Here is a 17,972-nt window from a genome sequence, read left to right on the forward strand (position 1 = left end):
GCCACCACTATGAAGCAGGTCACATCCCTCTGTCAACACCCCGCAGGCGCCTCTTCCAGCGGTTCGTCGCGCCCGAATTGGTAAATGTGATTCAGATCACAACGACGTTTGCTTTTCCCATTAGAAACCGACTGAGTATCTGCAATTTTCAATCACACACAGAAGAGGTGCTCCGATGAGCTTCATCGACAAGGCCAAGAACGCAGCAGAAGACGCATTGGGCAAGGCCAAGGAGGTCGTGGGTGACGCGACCAACAACAAGGACCTCGAGGCCGAGGGCAAGAAGGACCAGGGATCGGCGGGCGTGAAGAAGGTCGGCGAGAACATCAAGGACACGTTCAAGTAACCACCGTTCAGGCCCGCCAGGGTCCCCGCACACGCCGGGACCCTGCGGGCCGAACCCTTCGACACGACAACCGCGCCACCGCCAAGTTTCACACTCCGAGTTCCAATTCAGCCCCGAGGAAGCATCATGACCACCACCGACTCCACCTCCGTACGCCCCGCACCACGCCGCCGCGGAGGAATCACCTCCAAGCTCGCGCTGATCGTCGCCCTGATTCTGGCCATCGCGCTCGTCGTGTTCGTGCTCCAGAACACGGTGCACACCCGGATCAACTTCATCGGTTGGAACTTCGACCTCGCGCAAGGTGTGTCCCTACTGGGCGCTGCGGCAGTCGGCGCGGTCATCGCCCTCGCGGTGGTTGCGGCTCTGCGGCTTCGACGCGCGGTGCGTTGACCGATGCTTCCACTTCTGGCTCGAAAGTACTTGTACCGGTACCTGTTCGTCGCGATCGCGCTGCCGATTCTCGCGCGAATTCTGGTGCTCGGGGGTCTGGCAATCGAGAGGCGATCCGGCAAGCCGAACTTGATCTCCAAGGTGTTGACGAAAAGCGGGAGGTTCGCCGAGCGCCGAGCGGAAAAGGCCTCCGGTAAGCACGCCGCATGATGACGTAGGCGGTTACTCGTGTCGACGGCGATCGGAGTCGACACTCGGGAACAATCGGTAACAGTCGATGGTTCTCTTCCTCATGGCTCCGATCACCGTCGACATCTGGTCCGATATCGCCTGCCCGTGGTGCTTCATTGGCAAGCGCCGCTTCGAGGAAGGCCTCGCGGCATCCGGCCAGGACGGAAACGTCCACGTCGTGTACCACAGCTTCGAGCTTGCGCCCGACACCCCAGTGGACTTCGACGGTTCCGAGGTCGACTTTCTGTCGGGGCACAAGGGCATCCCCGCCGATCAGGTCCAGCAGATGCTCGCGCACGTCGAAAATATCGCCGCGTCCGTCGGGCTGAACTACGACTTCGACGCGCTGCAACACACCAAGACGCTCAAGGCGCATGAACTTCTGCATTACGCCAAAGCGCACAACAGGCAGCTCGAGCTTGCCGAGCGCCTGTTCCTGGCCTACTTCACCGAGGGCAGGCACGTCGGACGGATATCCGATTTGGCCGACCTCGCCGCCGATGTCGGACTCGACCGGGCGGACGCCGAAGCCGCTCTGACGGCGGGCAGGTATTCGGATGCCGTCGCTTCCGACATCGACCAAGCCCGCACCTTCGGCATCAACGGTGTCCCCTTCTTCGTGATCAACGGCAAGTACGGGGTGTCGGGTGCACAGGAGCCCAGCGCGTTCGCTGATGTCCTACGCACCGTAGCCGCAGAAACCACAGCCGACACCGCCGCGGCCGATGTCTGACCCGGCATCAGGGGCCGCTTCGGGCACGTCGTTCCGCATGCTCGGTGAACCCGCCGAGGCATGCGCGGGCGGCGTGTGCGCATGGCCCCCGGCGGGTGAAGAAGAGCTCTCCGACGCCCCGGCCGACCCGACGTAGCGAACCAGCGCTGCATCGCGTGGTGACTTCAGCGAGATGCCGTGGTCACTAGACTGGCGGCCGTGTCCAGTATCGATCAGCCTCACTCGGATCGACCGCCGGCCGAGCCGTCCGGAACCGGCCGCCGCCAACAGGACCGGAGCCGGGAGACCCAGGGCAAGATCCTGAGTGCGGCAGTCACGGTGCTGATCGAGCACGGGTACTCGGGAGCGTCGACCCTGCGGATCCAGCAGCAGGCCGGGGTGTCTCGCGGCCGATTGTTGCATCACTTTCCCTCGCGCGAGAAGTTGCTCAGTGCGGCAGTCCACCACTTGGCGCTCGAGCGCATCCGTGGTCTGCACATCAGCTCGGACATTCCCCAGGAACTCAAGGCGCGGATTCGGGCAGCTATCGACGCGATGTGGTCGAACTACAGCCAGCCCTACTTCTGGGCATCGAACGAGCTGTGGAATGCTGCGCGCACCAACGACGAGCTGCGAGCCGAGCTCCGGCCCGTGGAACAGCGAATGGGTCAGGTCATCCGTGATCGGACCGACGCACTGTTCGGTCCGGAGTGCACGACCCGACCCGGCTACAAGCAGATGAGGGAACTCCTCCTGACAAGCATGCGCGGAACCGCCATGACCTACACGTTCGATCCACACGATCCGACGACCGATCGCCATCTCAGCCAGTGGTACTCACACGCGGAAAGCGTTCTACTGCACTAGAAATGCACGTAATCGACGGGCCCGGATCACCGGCCGACCATCGAAATCTCTTGTTTGCAGGCTCACCGGCGAGAGCGTCTGTGCGGCTCGCTCGGACCGTGGTCCACCGGACATCCCGTGGGAAACGTCCCGAGTTCCGAGATCCGATACCCAGCGGGATAGGAACGGACCGCCTTCTGATCGCGGGCGCGGTATGCCGTCGTACGCGGAGGGAGGAGCCGGACCACACGTGCGCGCGCCTTCACCATGGCTTCGGCAACCGACCGTTCGAGCTTCGTCGGCCCCGGGTAATGGAAGGCGTCGAGCAGAGGCTTGTCCATCAGCGCGTATGCCATTCGCCGAAAGACCTTCTTCGGCAGGAACTTGTACGGCGCGAACGTGGACATGAGGTCGAGGGTGGCGTCGGCGACGGCGGTGCTGCCCACGTCGTAGGCGAAGTGCTGCTGCTCGTACTCGTCCATGTAACTGGCGAACTGGTCGTAGGTCTCGGGGATCTCTTTGATTCCCATGTGCCGCCCCAGAGTGCGGTAGTACATGACCATCGCGTCGCGCTCACCCACTCCGACCGGACGCCATCCGAACCTCTCGAGCCAGCGGACCGGCACGACCACGAACGTCGCGAGAACATACAGAAAATCTTCGTTGGAGATGTCGTACGCACCGTGCATTCGATTCATCCGACGGATCGCCGTGCGGCCGTCGACGCTCGCGAACCCCGACTCGACGACCTGGTCGAGGATCAGATTGGTGTCGTCGTAGCGCTGCTGTACACGTTCGGTGAACTCGCCCGTCGCGGCCAGCAGGCTTCCGACGGTCGGGACTGCGTAGGTGCGGAACAATGCAAAGCTGAGGGCCTGAACCGTGTCCCACGGGAACGCGTAGGAGTAGTGCAGGCGGTATATCTCTTCGTAATCGGTGGTCGGGTCCAGAGACTCGATTCTCGTGGTCCACGGATCGTGAAACATGCGCACTCCGATGCAGTCACAGTGACCTCACTCGCTCACTGGTGAATGTAAGGGTTGACGCTTAATCAGTCAACAGTGACCGTTTACGAGTCCGGCGACGCACGACGAAGCCGAGAACCAGGACATCCCCGACCCGGTTCTCGGCACAGAAGTCGGCTAGCGCCCGATGCAGCCTTGAAGAGTGGTGAAGCTACCCGCGAGACTGAGACCGGTGCAGACTGCACCAGTCGGCGTCAGCGTGACGGTTCCGCCAGGACCTGCCACCGCAATCGACAACCCCGGCCCCACCCCTTCGTTCACGGCCGAACTGCCCGGCCCGAACGAGATCGCTGCCGGGCCCGCACCGGCGGTGGCGTCGGACACCGCGGTGCCGCCGTTCAGACCGAGTGCGAGTGCCGCTGCCTGTTCGAGCGCCGCCGCAGAGCCCCAGCCCTCGAATCCGTAACCTGCGGCCGCACTCGTTCCGTCGGCGACGCTGTCGCACTGCGACTGGCCTTCCACCGCGGCTTCCGATGCTCCGCCGGGGGCCGTGGTACACCCGACGGGCGCGGCCGAAGCGGCGGCGGGAGCGAGAAATGACATGCCTGCGGCCAGACCCAGAGTTGCTGCACCACCGAAGAGCTTCGTGAGCGTTCTCATCTTGACGCCTTCCTTCGAACGACTTGGAGATCGAGTACCTGCCTCACGCTGCTCCGCCGACAGCACGACCGTCGATCGCGAATATCTCGAATCAGCATCGACCTGGTCACGTCAAGGTAACACCGCTCCCTGTCGATGAACCGGGAACTCCAGAACCCGCGTCGGGTAGGCCGCGATTGATCGGCCGCCGCCCGGGTACACGAACCTCATGAGCGCACCAGCGCACGCCGCTGTATCCCCGACCTTGCCCACACCGGACGGCGAAGTGTCCGCGTCCGTTGTCGATTACCTGTCCGGCACGACCACGTCGGTGGCCACCACTTTCGACGTCGATCCCGTCGGCCGGGACGCGCAACTGGCGCTGACCATCTGCTACGAACTCCACTATCGCGGATTCCACGGCATCGACGACGACTTCGAGTGGGACCCTGCAATTCTGGCGTTCCGGCGATCGATCGAAGAGCCGTTCCTGGCGCACGTCCGCGAGTCCGTCGAGGACGGCGTCGACGCGGTTGCCGAGATGGACGCTCTGTCCATCGAACCGAGGAGCGGCAGCGGTCCGTCCTGGTTTCTCAGAGACGAGGGAACGTGGGACCACATGCGCGAATACTTCGCCCATCGGTCGCTCTACCACCTCAAGGAAGCCGATCCGCACGCCTGGGCCATACCTCGGCTGATCGGTCAGGCGAAGGCGTCGTACGTCGCCGTCGAGTTCGACGAATACGGCGGTGGCCGCGGCGATCACGTCCACCAGCAGTTGTGGAGCGCACTGATGGACGCGGCCGATCTCGACTCGTCGTATCTGGGTTATCTCGACCGTGTACCAGCGCAGACCCTGGTCTGGGTGAACTTGATGTCGTTGTTCGGCCTGCATCGGAGCTTGCGCGGAGCGACGGTGGGCCACTTGGCCGCAACGGAGATCACGTCCTCGCCGGGTTCCCGACGGTTCGTCGACGGTCTGCGCAGGCTCGGGGCTCCCGAAGCGTGCGTGGCCTTCTACGCCGAACACGTCGAAGCCGACGCGGTTCACGAGCAGGTCTTGCGTCATGATGTCGTCGGGGATCTTCTGCGCCGGGAGCCCGAACTGGAACGTGACGTGGTGTTCGGGATGCGCGCTCTGTCCTACGTCGAGGATGCCCTCGCCGACCACATCATGGGTGCGTGGCAGAAGGGCAAGTCGTCATTGATGCACCAGTGACGCGATGCAACGGTGACGCCTCGAGTCATGCGGGCCGTTGCTTGCGTCGGTGGCTCGTGTCGCACAGCGGGTAGGTCTTGCTGCGCTTGCACGTACAGATCGCGACCGCGAACCGGTCGGACGTCGTGTGGGTTCCGTCATCTGTTTCGATGTCCACGGGACCCGACACGATGATCGGTCCGTTGGCCACGACCCGGATCGATGTTCGCGCGCGGTCACCGCTTGTCGGCACGGATGACCACCAATCGTTCCGTCCGTTGACCGGTGCGCGCGATACCCACGTTCTCGAGCCACTCGGCGCGCGACGACATGACCGGACCGTAGCCGATCGTGCGCGAATCGACGATCGCCGCGGACATACCTCGCGCCGCCAGCATCGATACCGTGAGCTGCGGATCCGCGAACTCGGACTGGACCGCCAGCAGCGTGCCACCCGTAGACAACATGTCGAATACGTTGTTGCACAAGGTATCGAGCACGAGACGGCCGGTAGGGCCCGCGTCCCAGGCCCGGGCCGGGCCGAGCTCGACGGGCACGTTGTCCGACGGTACGTACGGCGGATTGCACACCACCACGTCGAACGGCCCTGTTCGTCGAGCATCGTCGAACGACCCCAGCCGCACGTCCACGTTCAACCCGGCATTGCGGGCGTTCTTCTGGGCACACGTCGCTGCGACGGGATCGATGTCGAACGCGTGCACGCCTCGAGCCCCCGACCGTGCGGCATGAACCGCGAGCACCCCCGAGCCGGTACACATGTCCACGACCCGAGCACCCACGGCAATTCCCGACGCAGTGAGGGCCTCGGCCAGCAGCCACGAATCCTCTTGCGGTCGATACACACCCGGATCGACCGCCACGTCGAAGAACTTCTGCATCTCGTGACCGGCACGGACTGCCGTCGTGTTCGCCATAGGGTAGGTATGCCGCCTGGCGAAAGACCCAAACCTCGAGGATCCGCGCCACCCGAACCATGGGTCGTTCTCGCTCTCGGCTGACGTTTGAGTTGTCCGGTTCGGGGAATCCGTCCCGAAGCAGCGAGGGTCTTCGGTTGAGCGTGCAGCCGACAACTCTTCATTTTCCAGTCGAAATTTTCGTCCTGCCGACGCCGGTCGCGCCCGGAGCACATCTCTCCTGCCGTGATTCGCCTCCGTCGCGGCTTGCGCAGGCGTCGGGACGCGAGAACAGGTGATTGCCGTGATGGATCGTGACCGATACCGAGCGGAGTGGTCGACGCTGCACGGGGGTCTCGACGCGTCGTCTTCGCGTTTGATCGACGGCTGGCTCGGGATCATGTACCTCTGCGCTGCCCCCTTCGTTCGACGGCGTGTCTCCCCGACGACCGTGACGGTCTTGGCGCTGGTGTGTGCGGCGATCGCGGTGGCGGCGAGTGCATTCGGTCGCTGGGGCGTACTGGCGGCAATGGTGCTGATTCTGGCGTCGACCCTGCTGGACGGCGTGGACGGTGCGGTGGCCGTCATGTCCGACCGCGCATCCGCGTGGGGGTCGGTCCTCGATTCCACCGCTGATCGCGTCAGCGATCTGTGTTTCTATGCGTGCGCCGCCGTAGTGGGTGTGCCGCTGCCGCTGATCGCGACGATGGCAGCCTCCACGCTCGTCCACGAATCCGTTCGCGCCCGAGCGGCCGCAGTCGGCATGCCGGAGGCGGGCGTGCTCACCGTGTGGGAACGACCGTCTCGCGCTGTCACCGTGTTGCTGATACTCGGCGCGAACATGATCTTCCCGGAGCAGACCTGGACTTCCGCGGCAGGTGGAGCCGTCGGAGCCGGATTGGCGCTCATCGGGTTGTTTCAACTCCTGGTGGTGGTGCATCGTCGGCTCGCGGCCCCTGCGCAACAACCTGCGCGGTCGCCTGGGTGAACGTCCAGCCCGTGATGAGCAGGACATGGAGCACCCACATCCACAGACCGATCGCGATCGCGGCTCCCACAGTGGTCAGGCCTCCGAACGGGGCGCCGAGCGACACCGGAATCGCCAGAAACAGAACGAAGCCCTGAACGAAGCCTGCGATGAACGACGCTGTGACCGCGGCACACCACCAGACGACGGTAAACGGAATGTCCTCTGCCGCAACTATCGAATACGCACCCGCGACCAGGACACCGAGCACGAGCCACACGACGACGAAGCCCAACCACACGCGCAGCAACAAGGCCGCTACTCCCCCGCCCGTCGTCGCATCGGCGAGCCATTCTGCCGACGCCAGCACTCCCAGGAGCAGAAGCGGCGCGACCACTGCCACCGGCACCAGGGCAAGCCGGCCTCGCCAACCGTCGAAGGATGTGGGGCGAGGTCGCCTCCGCGAGGTCAGCGCTCGGCGCAGGCCCTCGCCGTAGAACGTGGCAGGGAAGATCGCCAGTACACAGTGCAGCAGACTCAACTCGGCTCCCGCCGAAACCAGCTGCAGCACAACGCTCCGCGCCCCGAGCGCGTCGGGTAGCAACGATGCGACGTCGTCGCCTCTCGCTTCGACCCACGACGCCGACGTGACCAGAGCACAAGCTCGCAAGGACAACAGCAGCAAGGGCACCACCGCGATGGCACCGTAGAACGTCAGTGTGGCGGCCAGAGCGCTCGAGTCTCGTGTAGCCGAAATTTCCTTGTATCGCGCGACCGTCGCCGACGCTCGTCGCCTGACGGATCCGAGGTTCCGAGTGCTGGGCAGTATGTTCATGATCTGTTGCCAATTCCCCGCGAGCCCGGTGATCAACCCCAGCGCTGGTTTTCGCGCGACCTACCTGGGTATGCCTCGCACAATGACATTCGACGGTACTCCCGCACCCACTGCCTTTTCTGCGCCTCGACATGGGCCGGAGGTGACCGACACCGTCGATGTTCTGATCATCGGAGGCGGCAATGCCGGCGTCAGCACCGCCGCTCGTCTGCTGCGAGAACACGTGACCGACAGCGTTGCCATCATCGAGCCACAACAAGTGCACACGTACCGGCCGATGCTGTCCTACGTCGGATCAGGCCAGGCTCGCCTGGCCGATGCGCAGAAGACGCAGCGGTCGGTAACTCCCGACGGGTGCAGGTGGATCGAGGACTCGGTGGTCTCGATCGATGCGGAGTCCAGAACGGTGCGCGCCGGTTCGGGCCGCGAGTACAAGTACACCGACCTGATCATCGCGGCTGGTCTCGTGCCGGATCTGGATGAGCTTCCCAACGTGTTCGATGCCCTCGAGACTCCCGCTGTCGCCAGCAACTATCTCGACCGCGCGGAGAAGACCGCGGCGCTCGTCGACTCGATTGCTCTGCCCGGGCACGCTGTGTTCACGCTGCCACGACCACCGGTCAGTTGCAGCGGCACCACACTGAAGCCGCTGTTTCTTGCCGCGTCGCAGTGGCAACGAGACGGCCGCCTGCCGAGGATCGACATCACACTCGTCGTCGACCGCTCGTATCTGGTCGGTGTTCCTGCCTTGGACGACATCCTGCGCCGCAGGCTCGACGAACTGGGTGTGCGAGTTCTGTTCGACACCAGCATTTCCGGAATCGAGGCGGACCACCAGCGCCTGCACGTTCACGGCGGCGGTAGCCAGAACCGCATCGACTACGACTTCCTTCACCTCGTCCCGCGGTTTCGTGGGCCGAGCTGGCTGGCGGACCTCGCCGACGACACACCTGCCCACCTCGTCGACATCGACCCGATGACCTTCAGGCACGTTCGCCACGACTCCGTGTGGTCACTAGGTGACATCGCCGCAACCGGCACCGACCCGTCGGGAGGCGCCCTCCGCAAGCAAGCTGCGACTCTCGTCGACAACATCGCGGCTGCCCGGCGGTCGCAGCCGTTGGCCTCGTACGACGGTTACACCGTTGCACCTGTGGCGGTCGATTCGCATACCCTGATCGCGGGGGAATTCGACCGAGATTTCGTGGTCTCGTCCTCACTTCCGAGTTTCCTCGATCCGCTCAAACCGCGTAGGTCGGCATTTCTTTTCGACCGCTACGCCTTGCCGCAGGCCTACTGGCGCAGGATTCTCCGCGGACGTCTGTGACGCCGGTGCTGAACAGTCGTACGAGCCGCACGGTTTGGACGACCATGTTTGTGGACACCCACACCACATGACCGCTGAGCTCTACACCGCCCTGGTAACCGCGACGGAAGCAGGAGTGACGTCCGACGACGGATTCCTGTCACTCGACGTCCACGAGCCCGAAAAGCTCGGCGGGCCAGGAGAAACCACCAATCCCGAACAGTTGATGGCCGCAGCCTTGGCCAGCTGCCTCGTCCAATCGCTGCGCATCGCCGTCGGTACGGTCGAAGGAAGCATGGACTCCGTCGCCGTCGAAGGCAAAGTTGTTCTCACCGACTCCGACGGTTCCGGCTACGACGCCAGATTCTCACTGAAGGTCCAGCTACCCGACGTCGAGGATCCCGATGCCGTACTTGCACAAGCTGTCTCGATCTGTCCGTTCTTGAAGGTCATCGAGTCCGTCGATGTGAGTCTGGGCTGATTCTCGCTCGACCATCCCGACACGTCGTCGGGTAGCCCCCTGCCTCTGCGGACTTTGTGGGAAAGTATTCCCACCGACGACCGCGAGGGGAACCCGTGACACAGACTCATCCCGGACTGCACCGTCAACGGGTGCCAGCCGAGCACCGTGTGCTCGGTCTCGACCGAAGAACGCTCGCGCCAGCGCTTTTCGTCATCGCGGTCTTTCTCGTTCTTACCGTCGCTGTACCGCGCGTCGATGCGGCCATCGGCTGGAACGATCCCGTGCGCGCCGGTCAACAACTAGCGCTCACGGACACGATTGCCTTCACGCCGAGGACAGGCTGGGAGGTCGAGACCGGGTTTCGTGTGGGCGAAAAAGACCGGAGATCCGGCGACGCCACCGTATCAGGGGACGGCGTCACGTTTCAGGTGACGGCGGACTCCTTCGACGGGACACCGGACGATTTGGTGGACCAGGTGGAAAAGGTCACCTCGCGCACCACCGACCCGTCGTTCCGCGTCGACGGAGACCGGGCCACTCTGACCACAGCAGCCGGGCAAACCGGTGTCGTGCAGGCCTACAGCAGCGTCCGCGGAGACGGACTGGTCGCAGCGTTCGTTGTCGACGGCACCGGCCTGAAGGTCACGGCGTACGGTCCGCCCACTCAGATGACCGCGGCGGCAACCGATATCAAGGACATGATCTCCAGCATCCAGACCGTCGACGGGAGCAACCGATGAGTGACGCCGTGACAGACACCGCGTCGTCCGAGGCCGAGCACCGTCGGCAGGAGGCGCTCGAGGTCTCCGGGTGGGGTGAACGATTCGAATTCGTACAACCCCACAACCTGTCGTTCTGGGTGTACATCGCGCTCACTGTAGTCGGAGCGTTTCAGGCTTGGGCGTTCTTCGCACCGGGAGCCGGGTTCTACGCCGAGGGATTCGCCGTGTCCGCGGTGCTGTGCACTCTGTGCGGACTCGCGTGGTTCGCGTGGTTCCGTCACATCGACCGGTGGGAACGGCAGCCAGGCCGACTGGTCGCGGCAGCACTGCTGTGGGGAGCAATCCCCGCCACCTTCGCGTTCGCGATGACGGTCAACACTGCGATGCTCAGCATCTACCCGAAGCTGTTCGGCCAAGCGTGGAGCGCGAATTGGGCTGCAGGCGCGACTGCACCGATCACCGAGGAAGCGGCCAAGCTCTGCGGATTCATCCTGCTGATGAGCCTTGCCCCGCGGCTGATCCGAACGGCCAACGACGGTCTCATTCTGGGCGCCTTCATCGGACTCGGATTCGCAATGTTCGAGGACTTCCTCTACGCAGCCAACGCCACTGCCCGGACGTTCGGAACCGACCCGGTCGGAAATGCCGTCCACATGTCGCTCACGCGGATTGCCGTCAGTTTCGTCTCGCACCCTCTCTTCAGTGCGCTGGTGTGCGCAGGCGCGGTGTACCTCATCGGGACGAAAGCACAACCACGCAAGATCGGGCGTGGTCTCGCCTTCGTTGCGGCGGGGGTGTTCCTGCACTTCACCTGGGACGACGCCACCGGGCTCGGCGGAGGTAATCCGCTTCTGTTGTTCGGCGTCATGTTCGCGTCCGTCGTCATCGCATTCACGGTGCTGGCGATCGCGTTCCGCCGAGCAGCACCACGCGAGTACCAATTCGTCCGCGACATTCTGGCTCCCGAGGTCGATGCAGGATTCCTCACCGACGCCGAGGTGGACGGCGTTCTGGACAGAAAGGCCAGAAAGGCATTCCGCGCGTCGTCGCCCGATCGACGGGCCCGGAAAGCGCGTAAGCATCTTCGACGCGCAATCCTGGACCTCGCACACGACATCGCGAGCGCCAAGGGCGCGGACACCGAAGCGGTGCGGCACTCGCGTGCCGAGGTCGAACGTCTTCGCGCCGAGGACGGCATCGGGCAGCCACTCGGCAGTTAGGTGATCGGCGGCGGATTACGCCTTCGCCACGAGCGGTGCGACCTCGGTCCCCAGTAGTTCGATTCCTCGGAGCAGATCTCCGTGCGCAAGGCGAGGATTCGTCATCTGCAACGACAACCGATCGACACCGCCCAGCTGCTCACCCACGCGCAGGATCTTGTCTGCGACGGTCTTCGGGTCTCCCATGAAGAAGGCTCCGTTGGGGCCAGACGTCGCGTCGAACTGTTCCCGAGTGGGGCGTGCGAAGCCCCGCTCGCGTGAGACCTTGGTGAACATCTCGTGCCAGCCGGGGTAGATGGTGTCCGCTGCCGCTTGCGTCGACTCGGCCACGAAACCGAACACATGTAGTCCGACTTGCAGCTTTTCGGGTGCGTGCCCGGCCTCCGCGCCTGCCCGTCGATAGAGATCGACGAGCGGCGCGAACTGTCGGGGTTCGCCGCCGATGATCGCGATCATCAGGGGAAGACCCAACAACCCGGCTCGAACGAAGGACTCGGGAGTTCCTCCGACGCCGACCCAGATCGGCAGCGGATCCTGTACCGGCCGGGGGAAGATGCTCTGCCTGTTCAGAGCCGGTCGGTGACGCCCGGACCACGTGACTTCCACGTTCTCGCGGATCTCGAGCAGCAGTTCGAGCTTCTCGGCGAAGAGCGAGTCGTAGTCGCGTAGATCCAGGCCGAACAGCGGGAAGGATTCGGTGAACGATCCGCGGCCGACGACCAGGTCGATCCGCCCCTTCGAAATGAGGTCGAGAGTGGCGAATTCCTGGAACACGCGTACTGGATCGTCCGCGCTGAGCACTTTCACTGCACTGCCGAGCCGGATGCGTTCCGTGCGAGCAGCCGCGGCCGCCAGGATGATCGACGGCGCCGAATCGTAGTACTCGCTCCGATGGTGCTCGCCGATGCCGAACGAATACAACCCGACCCGGTCCGCGAGGGCGATCTCCTCCAGCAGATGGCCCATTCGCTCGGACGGGCCGATCACGCGTTCATCGGTCGGGTCCGTCACGGAGGAGACGAAGCTGTCTACGCCCAGGTGCATTGTTCGACCTCTCGATTCGGGGCGGACAGGCCCACCCGTGTCGATTGTAGATTCAACCATCATCGCCGACGGTCCCTGTCGGCCCCTCACCGGTTGCCCTAGCCTTGACGTGATCGTCTCACTGTCCGCACACCCACACGTTCAAGCCGACAAGGGAGCACCCATGACAACGTGGCTCATCACCGGATGCTCGACGGGCCTCGGAAGGCATCTGGCCGAGACAGCATTGGCACGTGGTCATCAGGTGGTGGTGACCGCGCGCGACGTATCGAAGGTCGCCGACATCGCTGCCCGCTACCCCGACACCTCACTCGCGATCGCTCTGGACGTCACCGACGACACTCAGGTCTCTGCTGCCGTCGACGCCGCTACCGAGAGGTTCGGTGCAGTCGACGTACTCGTCAACAATGCGGGCTACGGATATCGCTCCGCGGTCGAAGAGGGCGAGGACGGTCCGGTCCGCCGGTTGTTCGACACCCATGTCTTCGGTACCGTGCGCACGATCAAGGCCGTTCTGCCGGGAATGCGCGCCCGTCGCTCCGGAACGATCGTCAACATCTCGTCGATCGGAGCGCGCCTTTCACCCGCCGGGTCCGGGTATTACGCCGCGGTCAAAGCCGCCATCGAGGCGCTCACACTGTCGCTTCGTCGAGAGGTCGCCCCCCTGGGCATCCGCGCCCTCACGGTCGAACCCGGCGCGTTTCGCACGGACTTCGCGGGCAGATCCCTGACCCAGTCCGCCTCCCCCATCGCCGAGTACGCAGCCACGGCCGGTGCGCGCCGGATCGAGAACGACACAGCGCACGGCAACCAGCCAGGTGACCCGGTCAAGGCAGCACAAGCTGTCGTCGACGCAGTCGAATCCGAAGATCCCCCGTTCCTGCTGCTCCTCGGCAACGACGCGGTCGACGGATTCACCGGTGCGCTCGACGCCCTGCGCGCCGACGCCGAGTCGTGGGAATCCGTTTCACGAAGCACAGATTTCGACTCCTGAACTGCACGCGATTCAGTCGTTCTGCGGGTTGTCTTCGTAGGTGACGGTGATTTCCTGGAACCCTTTGTTGCGTTGAGCTTCCGCTTGGCCGGTGTACGAGTTCTTGTCGCCCTCGGTGAGTTCGACATTGTCGGTGAACGGTGTCAGCAGCGCGCGCGGATGAAGGTGGTCTACTCGAACTGCGTTGATCTCGATACAGATCACGATCAGAACCGACGCCACGTACAGAAAACCCAACAGCCCCAGCACGATTGCGAACACACCGTTGCTTGTGCTGACGTTGCCGACGACGTAGCGGATGTAGATACCGCCGAAGGATTGCAGAGCCTGCCAGATCACCGCGGCTGCAACGGCTCCGGGCAGCACGTCGCGGACACTCAATGGCCGCGCGGTTCCGATACGGAACGCGGCAGCGAACACCGCACTGTTGAGCGCGATCGCGCCCAGGATCGCCGACACACCACCGGCGAAGCCGAACAGGCCGGACGACGCGACGACGTTCAGCACGGTCAAACCGATGATCGCGCTGCCGACGGTGCTGAGCAGCAGCAGCCCGCGCACTCGGGCGCGAATCGGGTCCGGCTGGTTGTTGCGCGGGACGGACCACGCAGTGTTCAACGCGTGTTGCACCGCCAGTGACACCCCGAGACCGCCGTACAACGAGCCGGCCACACCGATCACGATTGCCGTGACGCCGCCACTGAGCCGGTCGGGCTCGCCGAGCTGGTCTCCGATGACCGGGATCTGACTCATCGCCGAGTCGAGGATGCGTTCCTGCAGATCGGGATTGCCCGCCAGCACGATGCCGAGCAGGGTGGTGAACAGCAGCAGCAGCGGGAACAGCGACAGAAACGCGTAGTAGGCGATCAATGCCGCCAGGTATCCGCCGCGGTCGTCGAGGAATTTGTAGACGACCGCGAGCGGGAACCCTGCTGCCGGGTGCTTGCGCTGGAACCCGTCGATGCGAGAGACCATCAGCGGTCGAAGAGGGACTTCGATTCGATGCTCCGCGCCAGTGCCCGCACTGCGCGAGTCGGCGCGGCCTTCAGCTGACGCTGACGACGGTTTCTCCTGGCAATGACGAACGCGATCGTCCCGGCGCCGATCACAGCGGCGACGACGGCCACGGTTCGAGGAGATGTCGCCGTGTCCACGACGCTGTCGACGTCGACCTCGCGGACCTTGGATGCTGCATTGTCGGCCAAGTCCGTGACCGACGCCTTGGCGTCGGCTGCGGTCGATGCCGCGGTGTCGGCGAGCGAGGAGGCTGCTTTGGTTGCCGAATCGGCCGCGTCGGATACGACGTCTGCTGCCTTGTCAGCGACCTCCGACGCCTTGTCGCCCAGTTCCTCGGCGCCGTCGGACACGGTGTCGGCGAGTTGATGGGCATTGCCCTTGGCCTTCTGCGCCGCCCCGCTACCGCGGAGTTCGTCGTCGCCGGTGGCGTTGCCGATGCGCTCCTTCGCATCACCGGCGAGTTCGTCGGCCTTGTGTTGCGCTTTGTCGATGAAGTCGGACATCAGGTTCCTCCATGTCGTTCGCGACGCCGCACAGCGTGTACGGCGTTCGAGGGTCGATCGGCCGGTGGGAACCGGCAGCTTTAAGTCGGTTCGAACGAAGAAAAACAAACGCGAAGAAGTAAGTGATCTGCGCCACACTACCTGCGAGCGATCCATGAAGCTCTCGGCCGCGAATTGATTGAAGAAAAAAGGTCCGACCAGTGTGTTTTTTACGCGACGCCACACGTTTGCCTCGGCACGACCCGTGCCAGAATCAGCTCCTCGATTCGACCTCCGATGTCGAATCCGAACAAGTACGGAAGTAGGTCGTCTGTGGGCGCGAAGTCGATAGTCGAAAGCTGGTCCGACATCAGACGGCCGAACAGCGGGTCCGACACCGATCGGACCTGCCAGAACATCGTCGACCTGGCCGTGGCGACCGTGGGATGCACGGGTGCGTCGATCACTGCGATGACCGACCGTGCCCGACCCATCATCGTCGCCGCGACCGATCCAGCGGTGATGCGCACAGCTCTGGAGGTCGCGTCGATCACCGGGTACTCGGCGACCGAGGCGGTCATCGACGGCCGAAGAGCCGTCGTGGTCGACGACATGGCCACCGAACCAGACCGTCCGGAGTATTCCCAGGAGATCTTGGCTCGTACCGGGGTGCGCTCGACAGCGAGCTTCCTACTGCTTCTCGACGACGTCGAGCTGGGCGTGATGACGTTCTACTCGACGGAACCACGCACGTTCACACACGACGTCCTGGATCGGTGTGCACGTTTCGCTGACCAGTCGGCCCTTCGGTTGGCATACGCCAGTGCACGGGAGCGGGCAGACCACCTGGCCTCCGCGCTTGTTCGTAGCCGTGAGATCGGCATCGCGATCGGAGTCGTCATGGCCACGGCCAAGGTGGATCGCGACGCTGCTTTCGACATGCTTCGTCGGGAGTCGTCGCTCACCAATCGCAAGCTGCACGAGATCGCGTCCGAGAGCGCAAGAACAGGAGAAGTGCCGGGACTCCGCGTGCCGTGAACCGGTCGTACACTTCGGCCATGGACTGGGTCTTCGACGCCGAGGTGTTCCAGTGGCGCGGTCCCGCGCCGTTCTACTTCGCGGCCACTCCCGCGCACGTCGACGACTTTCTGCACGCTCACCTCGGTGAGCTGACCTACGGATGGGGCGTCATCCCCGCTCGGGTGAAGATCGGTGACACCGAAATCGAGACTTCTCTGATCCCGAAGGACGGTGCATACCTGGTGCCGTTGAAGGTCGCGCTACGCCGCCCCGAGGACATCGACGACGGTGACCACGTGGAAATTCACCTGTCCGTGGGGCGCTGTGAGCAACAGATCCCGGTGCTCAGTCGGCCTGATCCGCTCGTGCCATGACGCCCTGGTAGTCGTCCAGATCTATTTCCTCCGCGATCACGGTCTTGGTCCCGTTGTAGACGTCGCGGTCGATCTCGTCGTCGGCGTTGGCAACGAGCATCGCCACGAACGTGTCACCGTTGACATTGAGGAAGGTACGGAAGATTCCGGCGAACCAATCGACTGCGATCAGCAGCCCGACGGCTTCGAACGGCAGGCCGAGCGAGGTGGCCAGGAACATCGCGACGACGGGAAATCCGCCCGGAACGGTGATGGTGCCCATGTTGAGGAGGATCGCCAATCCCATACCGAGGGCGATCTGTCCGATGCTCAGGTCGATGTTTCCGGCTTGCGCGAGGAACATCACCACGATCATGTAGTTCAGGACCGCGCCGTAGGAACCCATCGTCAGGCCGATGGACAGCGTGAAGTTGGCGACCTTCTGACTTACTCCCACCTTTTCGACAGTGTTCTTGAGCACCGTCGGGAAGGTGACGGCCGAACTCGTCGTCGTCACTGCGACGATGGTCTGCTCGGTGAGCTTGTTCGGCAGCTTCCATGGGCTGAGACGAGTTCGTGCTGCCACGACAGCGACGAACAGCGCGAACAGGACGATGACGCCGATGAGTGTCGTGCCCAGATACTTCAGCGCCGTCGAGACCACCGAGAAGCCGACGTCTCCTGCGAGAGCTGCCAGTAGACAGAACACGCCGATGGGGGCGATCACCATGACGAGACGGATCATCGTGAGGACGATCTGTTGAATCTGATCGAACAGCCTCAGGACGCCGGTGTCGCCGGTCTTGTTCACGTGGATGCGCAGTGCGATTCCGAACAGCAGCGAGAAGACGATGATCGGCACCATCGTCGCGGTGGACATCGCGTCGAACACGTTGGTGGACACGAAGTTCAGCAGCGTGTCCTGCCATCCGAGTGCTTCCCCCGCCGATTCCTCCAGGCTCGGGTCCAACTCTTGCGTGAACACCATTCCCGACCCCGGCCGCACGAGACTGCTGAGCACCCAAGCCAAGACAGCCGCAACGAACGAGAACCCGATCATCCACTTGAACGTTCGGAACGCGATCTTTCCGGTACCGGTGCCCGACATGGATCCGGTGGCGACGATGACCGATGCCATCACCAACGGAACGATGGACATCTGGATCAGACGGATGAACAGGTCTCCGATGAACTTCAGGTTCGCTGCCCACTCACCGACGAGCAGACCGAAGACAATGCCGCCGATCGCAGCGAGACCGATCTGTGCAGCGGGATGCCTCAAAGACTTCATGCCTCAAACTAAGA

The 17,972-nt window shown here is 63.8% G+C and carries 24 protein-coding genes; 15 read left to right on the plus strand and 9 right to left on the minus strand.

Annotation, left to right across the window (positions count from 1 at the left end; genetic code table 11):
• Positions 1–175: 175 nt before the first annotated feature.
• From CH290_RS15360 to CH290_RS15380, 6 genes are all read left to right on the plus strand, one after another.
• Entirely contained in the window at positions 176–346 is a 171-nt protein-coding gene (locus CH290_RS15360; protein WP_019664848.1) for a CsbD family protein, read from the plus strand.
• Between the two features lie 126 nt (positions 347–472).
• On the plus strand, positions 473–739 hold the full coding sequence (locus tag CH290_RS15365) for a lipopolysaccharide assembly protein LapA domain-containing protein (RefSeq protein WP_019664849.1): 267 nt from the start codon (positions 473–475) through the stop codon (positions 737–739).
• Positions 740–742: 3 nt separating this feature from the next.
• Complete coding sequence (locus tag CH290_RS15370) at positions 743–949, plus strand: hypothetical protein (protein ID WP_020111744.1); 207 nt, start codon at positions 743–745, stop codon at positions 947–949.
• A 67-nt stretch (positions 950–1,016) separates the two neighbouring features.
• Positions 1,017–1,703, plus strand: a complete 687-nt coding sequence (locus CH290_RS15375) for a DsbA family oxidoreductase (protein ID WP_019664851.1) — start codon at positions 1,017–1,019, stop codon at positions 1,701–1,703.
• The gene (locus CH290_RS30285; RefSeq protein ID WP_155290387.1) at positions 1,696–1,839 is read left to right on the plus strand and encodes a hypothetical protein; all 144 of its coding nucleotides are present in this window, start codon (positions 1,696–1,698) and stop codon (positions 1,837–1,839) included. The genes CH290_RS15375 and CH290_RS30285 overlap by 8 nt, the downstream gene beginning before the upstream one ends.
• Positions 1,840–1,901: 62 nt before the next feature.
• Positions 1,902–2,549: a TetR/AcrR family transcriptional regulator gene (locus tag CH290_RS15380; RefSeq protein WP_019664852.1), complete on the plus strand. Its 648-nt coding sequence runs from the start codon at positions 1,902–1,904 to the stop codon at positions 2,547–2,549.
• Between the two features lie 62 nt (positions 2,550–2,611).
• Here CH290_RS15380 and CH290_RS15385 read toward each other — a convergent pair whose 3' ends face one another.
• Positions 2,612–3,514, minus strand: coding sequence for an oxygenase MpaB family protein (locus tag CH290_RS15385; protein ID WP_020111745.1), 903 nt, complete (start codon positions 3,512–3,514; stop codon positions 2,612–2,614).
• A gap of 156 nt (positions 3,515–3,670) precedes the next feature.
• Positions 3,671–4,153 (minus strand): DUF6764 family protein, encoded by a 483-nt coding sequence (locus CH290_RS15390; protein ID WP_020111746.1) that lies wholly within the window; start codon positions 4,151–4,153, stop codon positions 3,671–3,673.
• A 208-nt stretch (positions 4,154–4,361) separates the two neighbouring features.
• Between CH290_RS15390 and CH290_RS15395 the strand changes: the two genes are divergently transcribed.
• Positions 4,362–5,351 carry an iron-containing redox enzyme family protein gene (locus tag CH290_RS15395; protein WP_019664854.1) on the plus strand — a complete coding sequence of 330 codons (990 nt, stop codon included), beginning with the start codon at positions 4,362–4,364 and terminating at the stop codon, positions 5,349–5,351.
• 25 nt (positions 5,352–5,376) lie between these two features.
• On the opposite strand, the gene CH290_RS15400 is transcribed toward CH290_RS15395, so the two are convergent.
• On the minus strand, positions 5,377–5,541 hold the full coding sequence (locus CH290_RS15400) for a CDGSH iron-sulfur domain-containing protein (RefSeq protein WP_019664855.1): 165 nt from the start codon (positions 5,539–5,541) through the stop codon (positions 5,377–5,379).
• Positions 5,542–5,566: 25 nt separating this feature from the next.
• The gene (locus CH290_RS15405) at positions 5,567–6,265 is read right to left on the minus strand and encodes a HemK2/MTQ2 family protein methyltransferase (RefSeq protein WP_020111747.1); all 699 of its coding nucleotides are present in this window, start codon (positions 6,263–6,265) and stop codon (positions 5,567–5,569) included.
• 286 nt (positions 6,266–6,551) lie between these two features.
• Between CH290_RS15405 and CH290_RS15410 the strand changes: the two genes are divergently transcribed.
• Entirely contained in the window at positions 6,552–7,232 is a 681-nt protein-coding gene (locus CH290_RS15410; protein WP_230621120.1) for a CDP-alcohol phosphatidyltransferase family protein, read from the plus strand.
• On the opposite strand, the gene CH290_RS15415 is transcribed toward CH290_RS15410, so the two are convergent.
• Positions 7,150–8,046 (minus strand): YhjD/YihY/BrkB family envelope integrity protein, encoded by an 897-nt coding sequence (locus CH290_RS15415; RefSeq protein WP_020111749.1) that lies wholly within the window; start codon positions 8,044–8,046, stop codon positions 7,150–7,152. The genes CH290_RS15410 and CH290_RS15415 overlap by 83 nt on opposite strands.
• A 142-nt stretch (positions 8,047–8,188) precedes the next feature.
• Between CH290_RS15415 and CH290_RS15420 the strand changes: the two genes are divergently transcribed.
• From CH290_RS15420 to CH290_RS15435, 4 genes are all read left to right on the plus strand, one after another.
• Complete coding sequence (locus CH290_RS15420; RefSeq protein ID WP_019664859.1) at positions 8,189–9,373, plus strand: NAD(P)/FAD-dependent oxidoreductase; 1,185 nt, start codon at positions 8,189–8,191, stop codon at positions 9,371–9,373.
• A 67-nt stretch (positions 9,374–9,440) separates the two neighbouring features.
• Positions 9,441–9,833, plus strand: a complete 393-nt coding sequence (locus CH290_RS15425; RefSeq protein WP_020111750.1) for an OsmC family protein — start codon at positions 9,441–9,443, stop codon at positions 9,831–9,833.
• Between the two features lie 95 nt (positions 9,834–9,928).
• Positions 9,929–10,555, plus strand: a complete 627-nt coding sequence (locus CH290_RS15430) for a hypothetical protein (RefSeq protein WP_052083256.1) — start codon at positions 9,929–9,931, stop codon at positions 10,553–10,555.
• Complete coding sequence (locus CH290_RS15435) at positions 10,552–11,757, plus strand: PrsW family intramembrane metalloprotease (RefSeq protein ID WP_033190399.1); 1,206 nt, start codon at positions 10,552–10,554, stop codon at positions 11,755–11,757. The genes CH290_RS15430 and CH290_RS15435 overlap by 4 nt, the downstream gene beginning before the upstream one ends.
• A gap of 15 nt (positions 11,758–11,772) precedes the next feature.
• Here CH290_RS15435 and CH290_RS15440 read toward each other — a convergent pair whose 3' ends face one another.
• A complete protein-coding gene (locus CH290_RS15440) occupies positions 11,773–12,801 on the minus strand; it encodes an LLM class flavin-dependent oxidoreductase (RefSeq protein ID WP_019664862.1) in 1,029 nt (342 codons plus the stop codon).
• A gap of 163 nt (positions 12,802–12,964) precedes the next feature.
• On the opposite strand from CH290_RS15440, the gene CH290_RS15445 reads away from it, so the two are divergent.
• Positions 12,965–13,795 carry an oxidoreductase gene (locus CH290_RS15445; RefSeq protein WP_033190608.1) on the plus strand — a complete coding sequence of 277 codons (831 nt, stop codon included), beginning with the start codon at positions 12,965–12,967 and terminating at the stop codon, positions 13,793–13,795.
• 12 nt (positions 13,796–13,807) lie between these two features.
• Here the strand turns inward: CH290_RS15445 and CH290_RS15450 are convergent, their stop codons facing one another.
• Together CH290_RS15450 and CH290_RS15455 are read right to left on the minus strand one after the other, a co-directional pair.
• Positions 13,808–14,770, minus strand: a complete 963-nt coding sequence (locus tag CH290_RS15450) for a YihY/virulence factor BrkB family protein (RefSeq protein ID WP_019664864.1) — start codon at positions 14,768–14,770, stop codon at positions 13,808–13,810.
• Positions 14,770–15,315, minus strand: coding sequence for a CsbD family protein (locus CH290_RS15455; RefSeq protein ID WP_019664865.1), 546 nt, complete (start codon positions 15,313–15,315; stop codon positions 14,770–14,772). The genes CH290_RS15450 and CH290_RS15455 overlap by 1 nt, the downstream gene beginning before the upstream one ends.
• A gap of 312 nt (positions 15,316–15,627) precedes the next feature.
• Between CH290_RS15455 and CH290_RS15460 the strand changes: the two genes are divergently transcribed.
• Together CH290_RS15460 and CH290_RS15465 are read left to right on the plus strand one after the other, a co-directional pair.
• The gene (locus tag CH290_RS15460) at positions 15,628–16,332 is read left to right on the plus strand and encodes a GAF and ANTAR domain-containing protein (RefSeq protein ID WP_230621097.1); all 705 of its coding nucleotides are present in this window, start codon (positions 15,628–15,630) and stop codon (positions 16,330–16,332) included.
• A gap of 20 nt (positions 16,333–16,352) precedes the next feature.
• Positions 16,353–16,688: a DUF1905 domain-containing protein gene (locus CH290_RS15465; protein WP_020111755.1), complete on the plus strand. Its 336-nt coding sequence runs from the start codon at positions 16,353–16,355 to the stop codon at positions 16,686–16,688.
• Here the strand turns inward: CH290_RS15465 and CH290_RS15470 are convergent.
• On the minus strand, positions 16,660–17,958 hold the full coding sequence (locus CH290_RS15470) for a dicarboxylate/amino acid:cation symporter (RefSeq protein WP_020111756.1): 1,299 nt from the start codon (positions 17,956–17,958) through the stop codon (positions 16,660–16,662). The two genes, CH290_RS15465 and CH290_RS15470, sit on opposite strands and share 29 nt — an antisense overlap.
• Between the last annotated feature and the right edge of the window lie 14 nt (positions 17,959–17,972).

Origin of the sequence: Rhodococcus sp. 06-156-4, assembly GCF_002259345.1 — a bacterium.
In the GTDB taxonomy this organism is placed as follows: Bacteria; Actinomycetota; Actinomycetes; order Mycobacteriales; family Mycobacteriaceae; genus Rhodococcoides; species Rhodococcoides fascians_E.

Excerpts from the sequence above, each read along its gene's own strand:
- CH290_RS15435 (WP_033190399.1), top strand. The coding sequence starts at position 10,552 with ATGAGTGACGCCGTGACAGACACCGCGTCGTCCGAGGCCGAGCACCGT.
- CH290_RS15425 (WP_020111750.1), top strand. The coding sequence starts at position 9,441 with ATGACCGCTGAGCTCTACACCGCCCTGGTAACCGCGACGGAAGCAGGA.
- CH290_RS30285 (WP_155290387.1), top strand. The coding sequence starts at position 1,696 with ATGTCTGACCCGGCATCAGGGGCCGCTTCGGGCACGTCGTTCCGCATG.
- CH290_RS15470 (WP_020111756.1), bottom strand. The coding sequence starts at position 17,958 with ATGAAGTCTTTGAGGCATCCCGCTGCACAGATCGGTCTCGCTGCGATC.
- CH290_RS15465 (WP_020111755.1), top strand. The coding sequence starts at position 16,353 with ATGGACTGGGTCTTCGACGCCGAGGTGTTCCAGTGGCGCGGTCCCGCG.
- CH290_RS15440 (WP_019664862.1), bottom strand. The coding sequence starts at position 12,801 with ATGCACCTGGGCGTAGACAGCTTCGTCTCCTCCGTGACGGACCCGACC.
- CH290_RS15385 (WP_020111745.1), bottom strand. The coding sequence starts at position 3,514 with ATGTTTCACGATCCGTGGACCACGAGAATCGAGTCTCTGGACCCGACC.
- CH290_RS15365 (WP_019664849.1), top strand. The coding sequence starts at position 473 with ATGACCACCACCGACTCCACCTCCGTACGCCCCGCACCACGCCGCCGC.
- CH290_RS15360 (WP_019664848.1), top strand. The coding sequence starts at position 176 with ATGAGCTTCATCGACAAGGCCAAGAACGCAGCAGAAGACGCATTGGGC.
- CH290_RS15405 (WP_020111747.1), bottom strand. The coding sequence starts at position 6,265 with ATGGCGAACACGACGGCAGTCCGTGCCGGTCACGAGATGCAGAAGTTC.
- CH290_RS15375 (WP_019664851.1), top strand. The coding sequence starts at position 1,017 with ATGGTTCTCTTCCTCATGGCTCCGATCACCGTCGACATCTGGTCCGAT.
- CH290_RS15455 (WP_019664865.1), bottom strand. The coding sequence starts at position 15,315 with ATGTCCGACTTCATCGACAAAGCGCAACACAAGGCCGACGAACTCGCC.
- CH290_RS15410 (WP_230621120.1), top strand. The coding sequence starts at position 6,552 with ATGGATCGTGACCGATACCGAGCGGAGTGGTCGACGCTGCACGGGGGT.
- CH290_RS15445 (WP_033190608.1), top strand. The coding sequence starts at position 12,965 with ATGACAACGTGGCTCATCACCGGATGCTCGACGGGCCTCGGAAGGCAT.
- CH290_RS15370 (WP_020111744.1), top strand. The coding sequence starts at position 743 with ATGCTTCCACTTCTGGCTCGAAAGTACTTGTACCGGTACCTGTTCGTC.
- CH290_RS15390 (WP_020111746.1), bottom strand. The coding sequence starts at position 4,153 with ATGAGAACGCTCACGAAGCTCTTCGGTGGTGCAGCAACTCTGGGTCTG.
- CH290_RS15415 (WP_020111749.1), bottom strand. The coding sequence starts at position 8,046 with ATGAACATACTGCCCAGCACTCGGAACCTCGGATCCGTCAGGCGACGA.
- CH290_RS15395 (WP_019664854.1), top strand. The coding sequence starts at position 4,362 with ATGAGCGCACCAGCGCACGCCGCTGTATCCCCGACCTTGCCCACACCG.
- CH290_RS15450 (WP_019664864.1), bottom strand. The coding sequence starts at position 14,770 with ATGGTCTCTCGCATCGACGGGTTCCAGCGCAAGCACCCGGCAGCAGGG.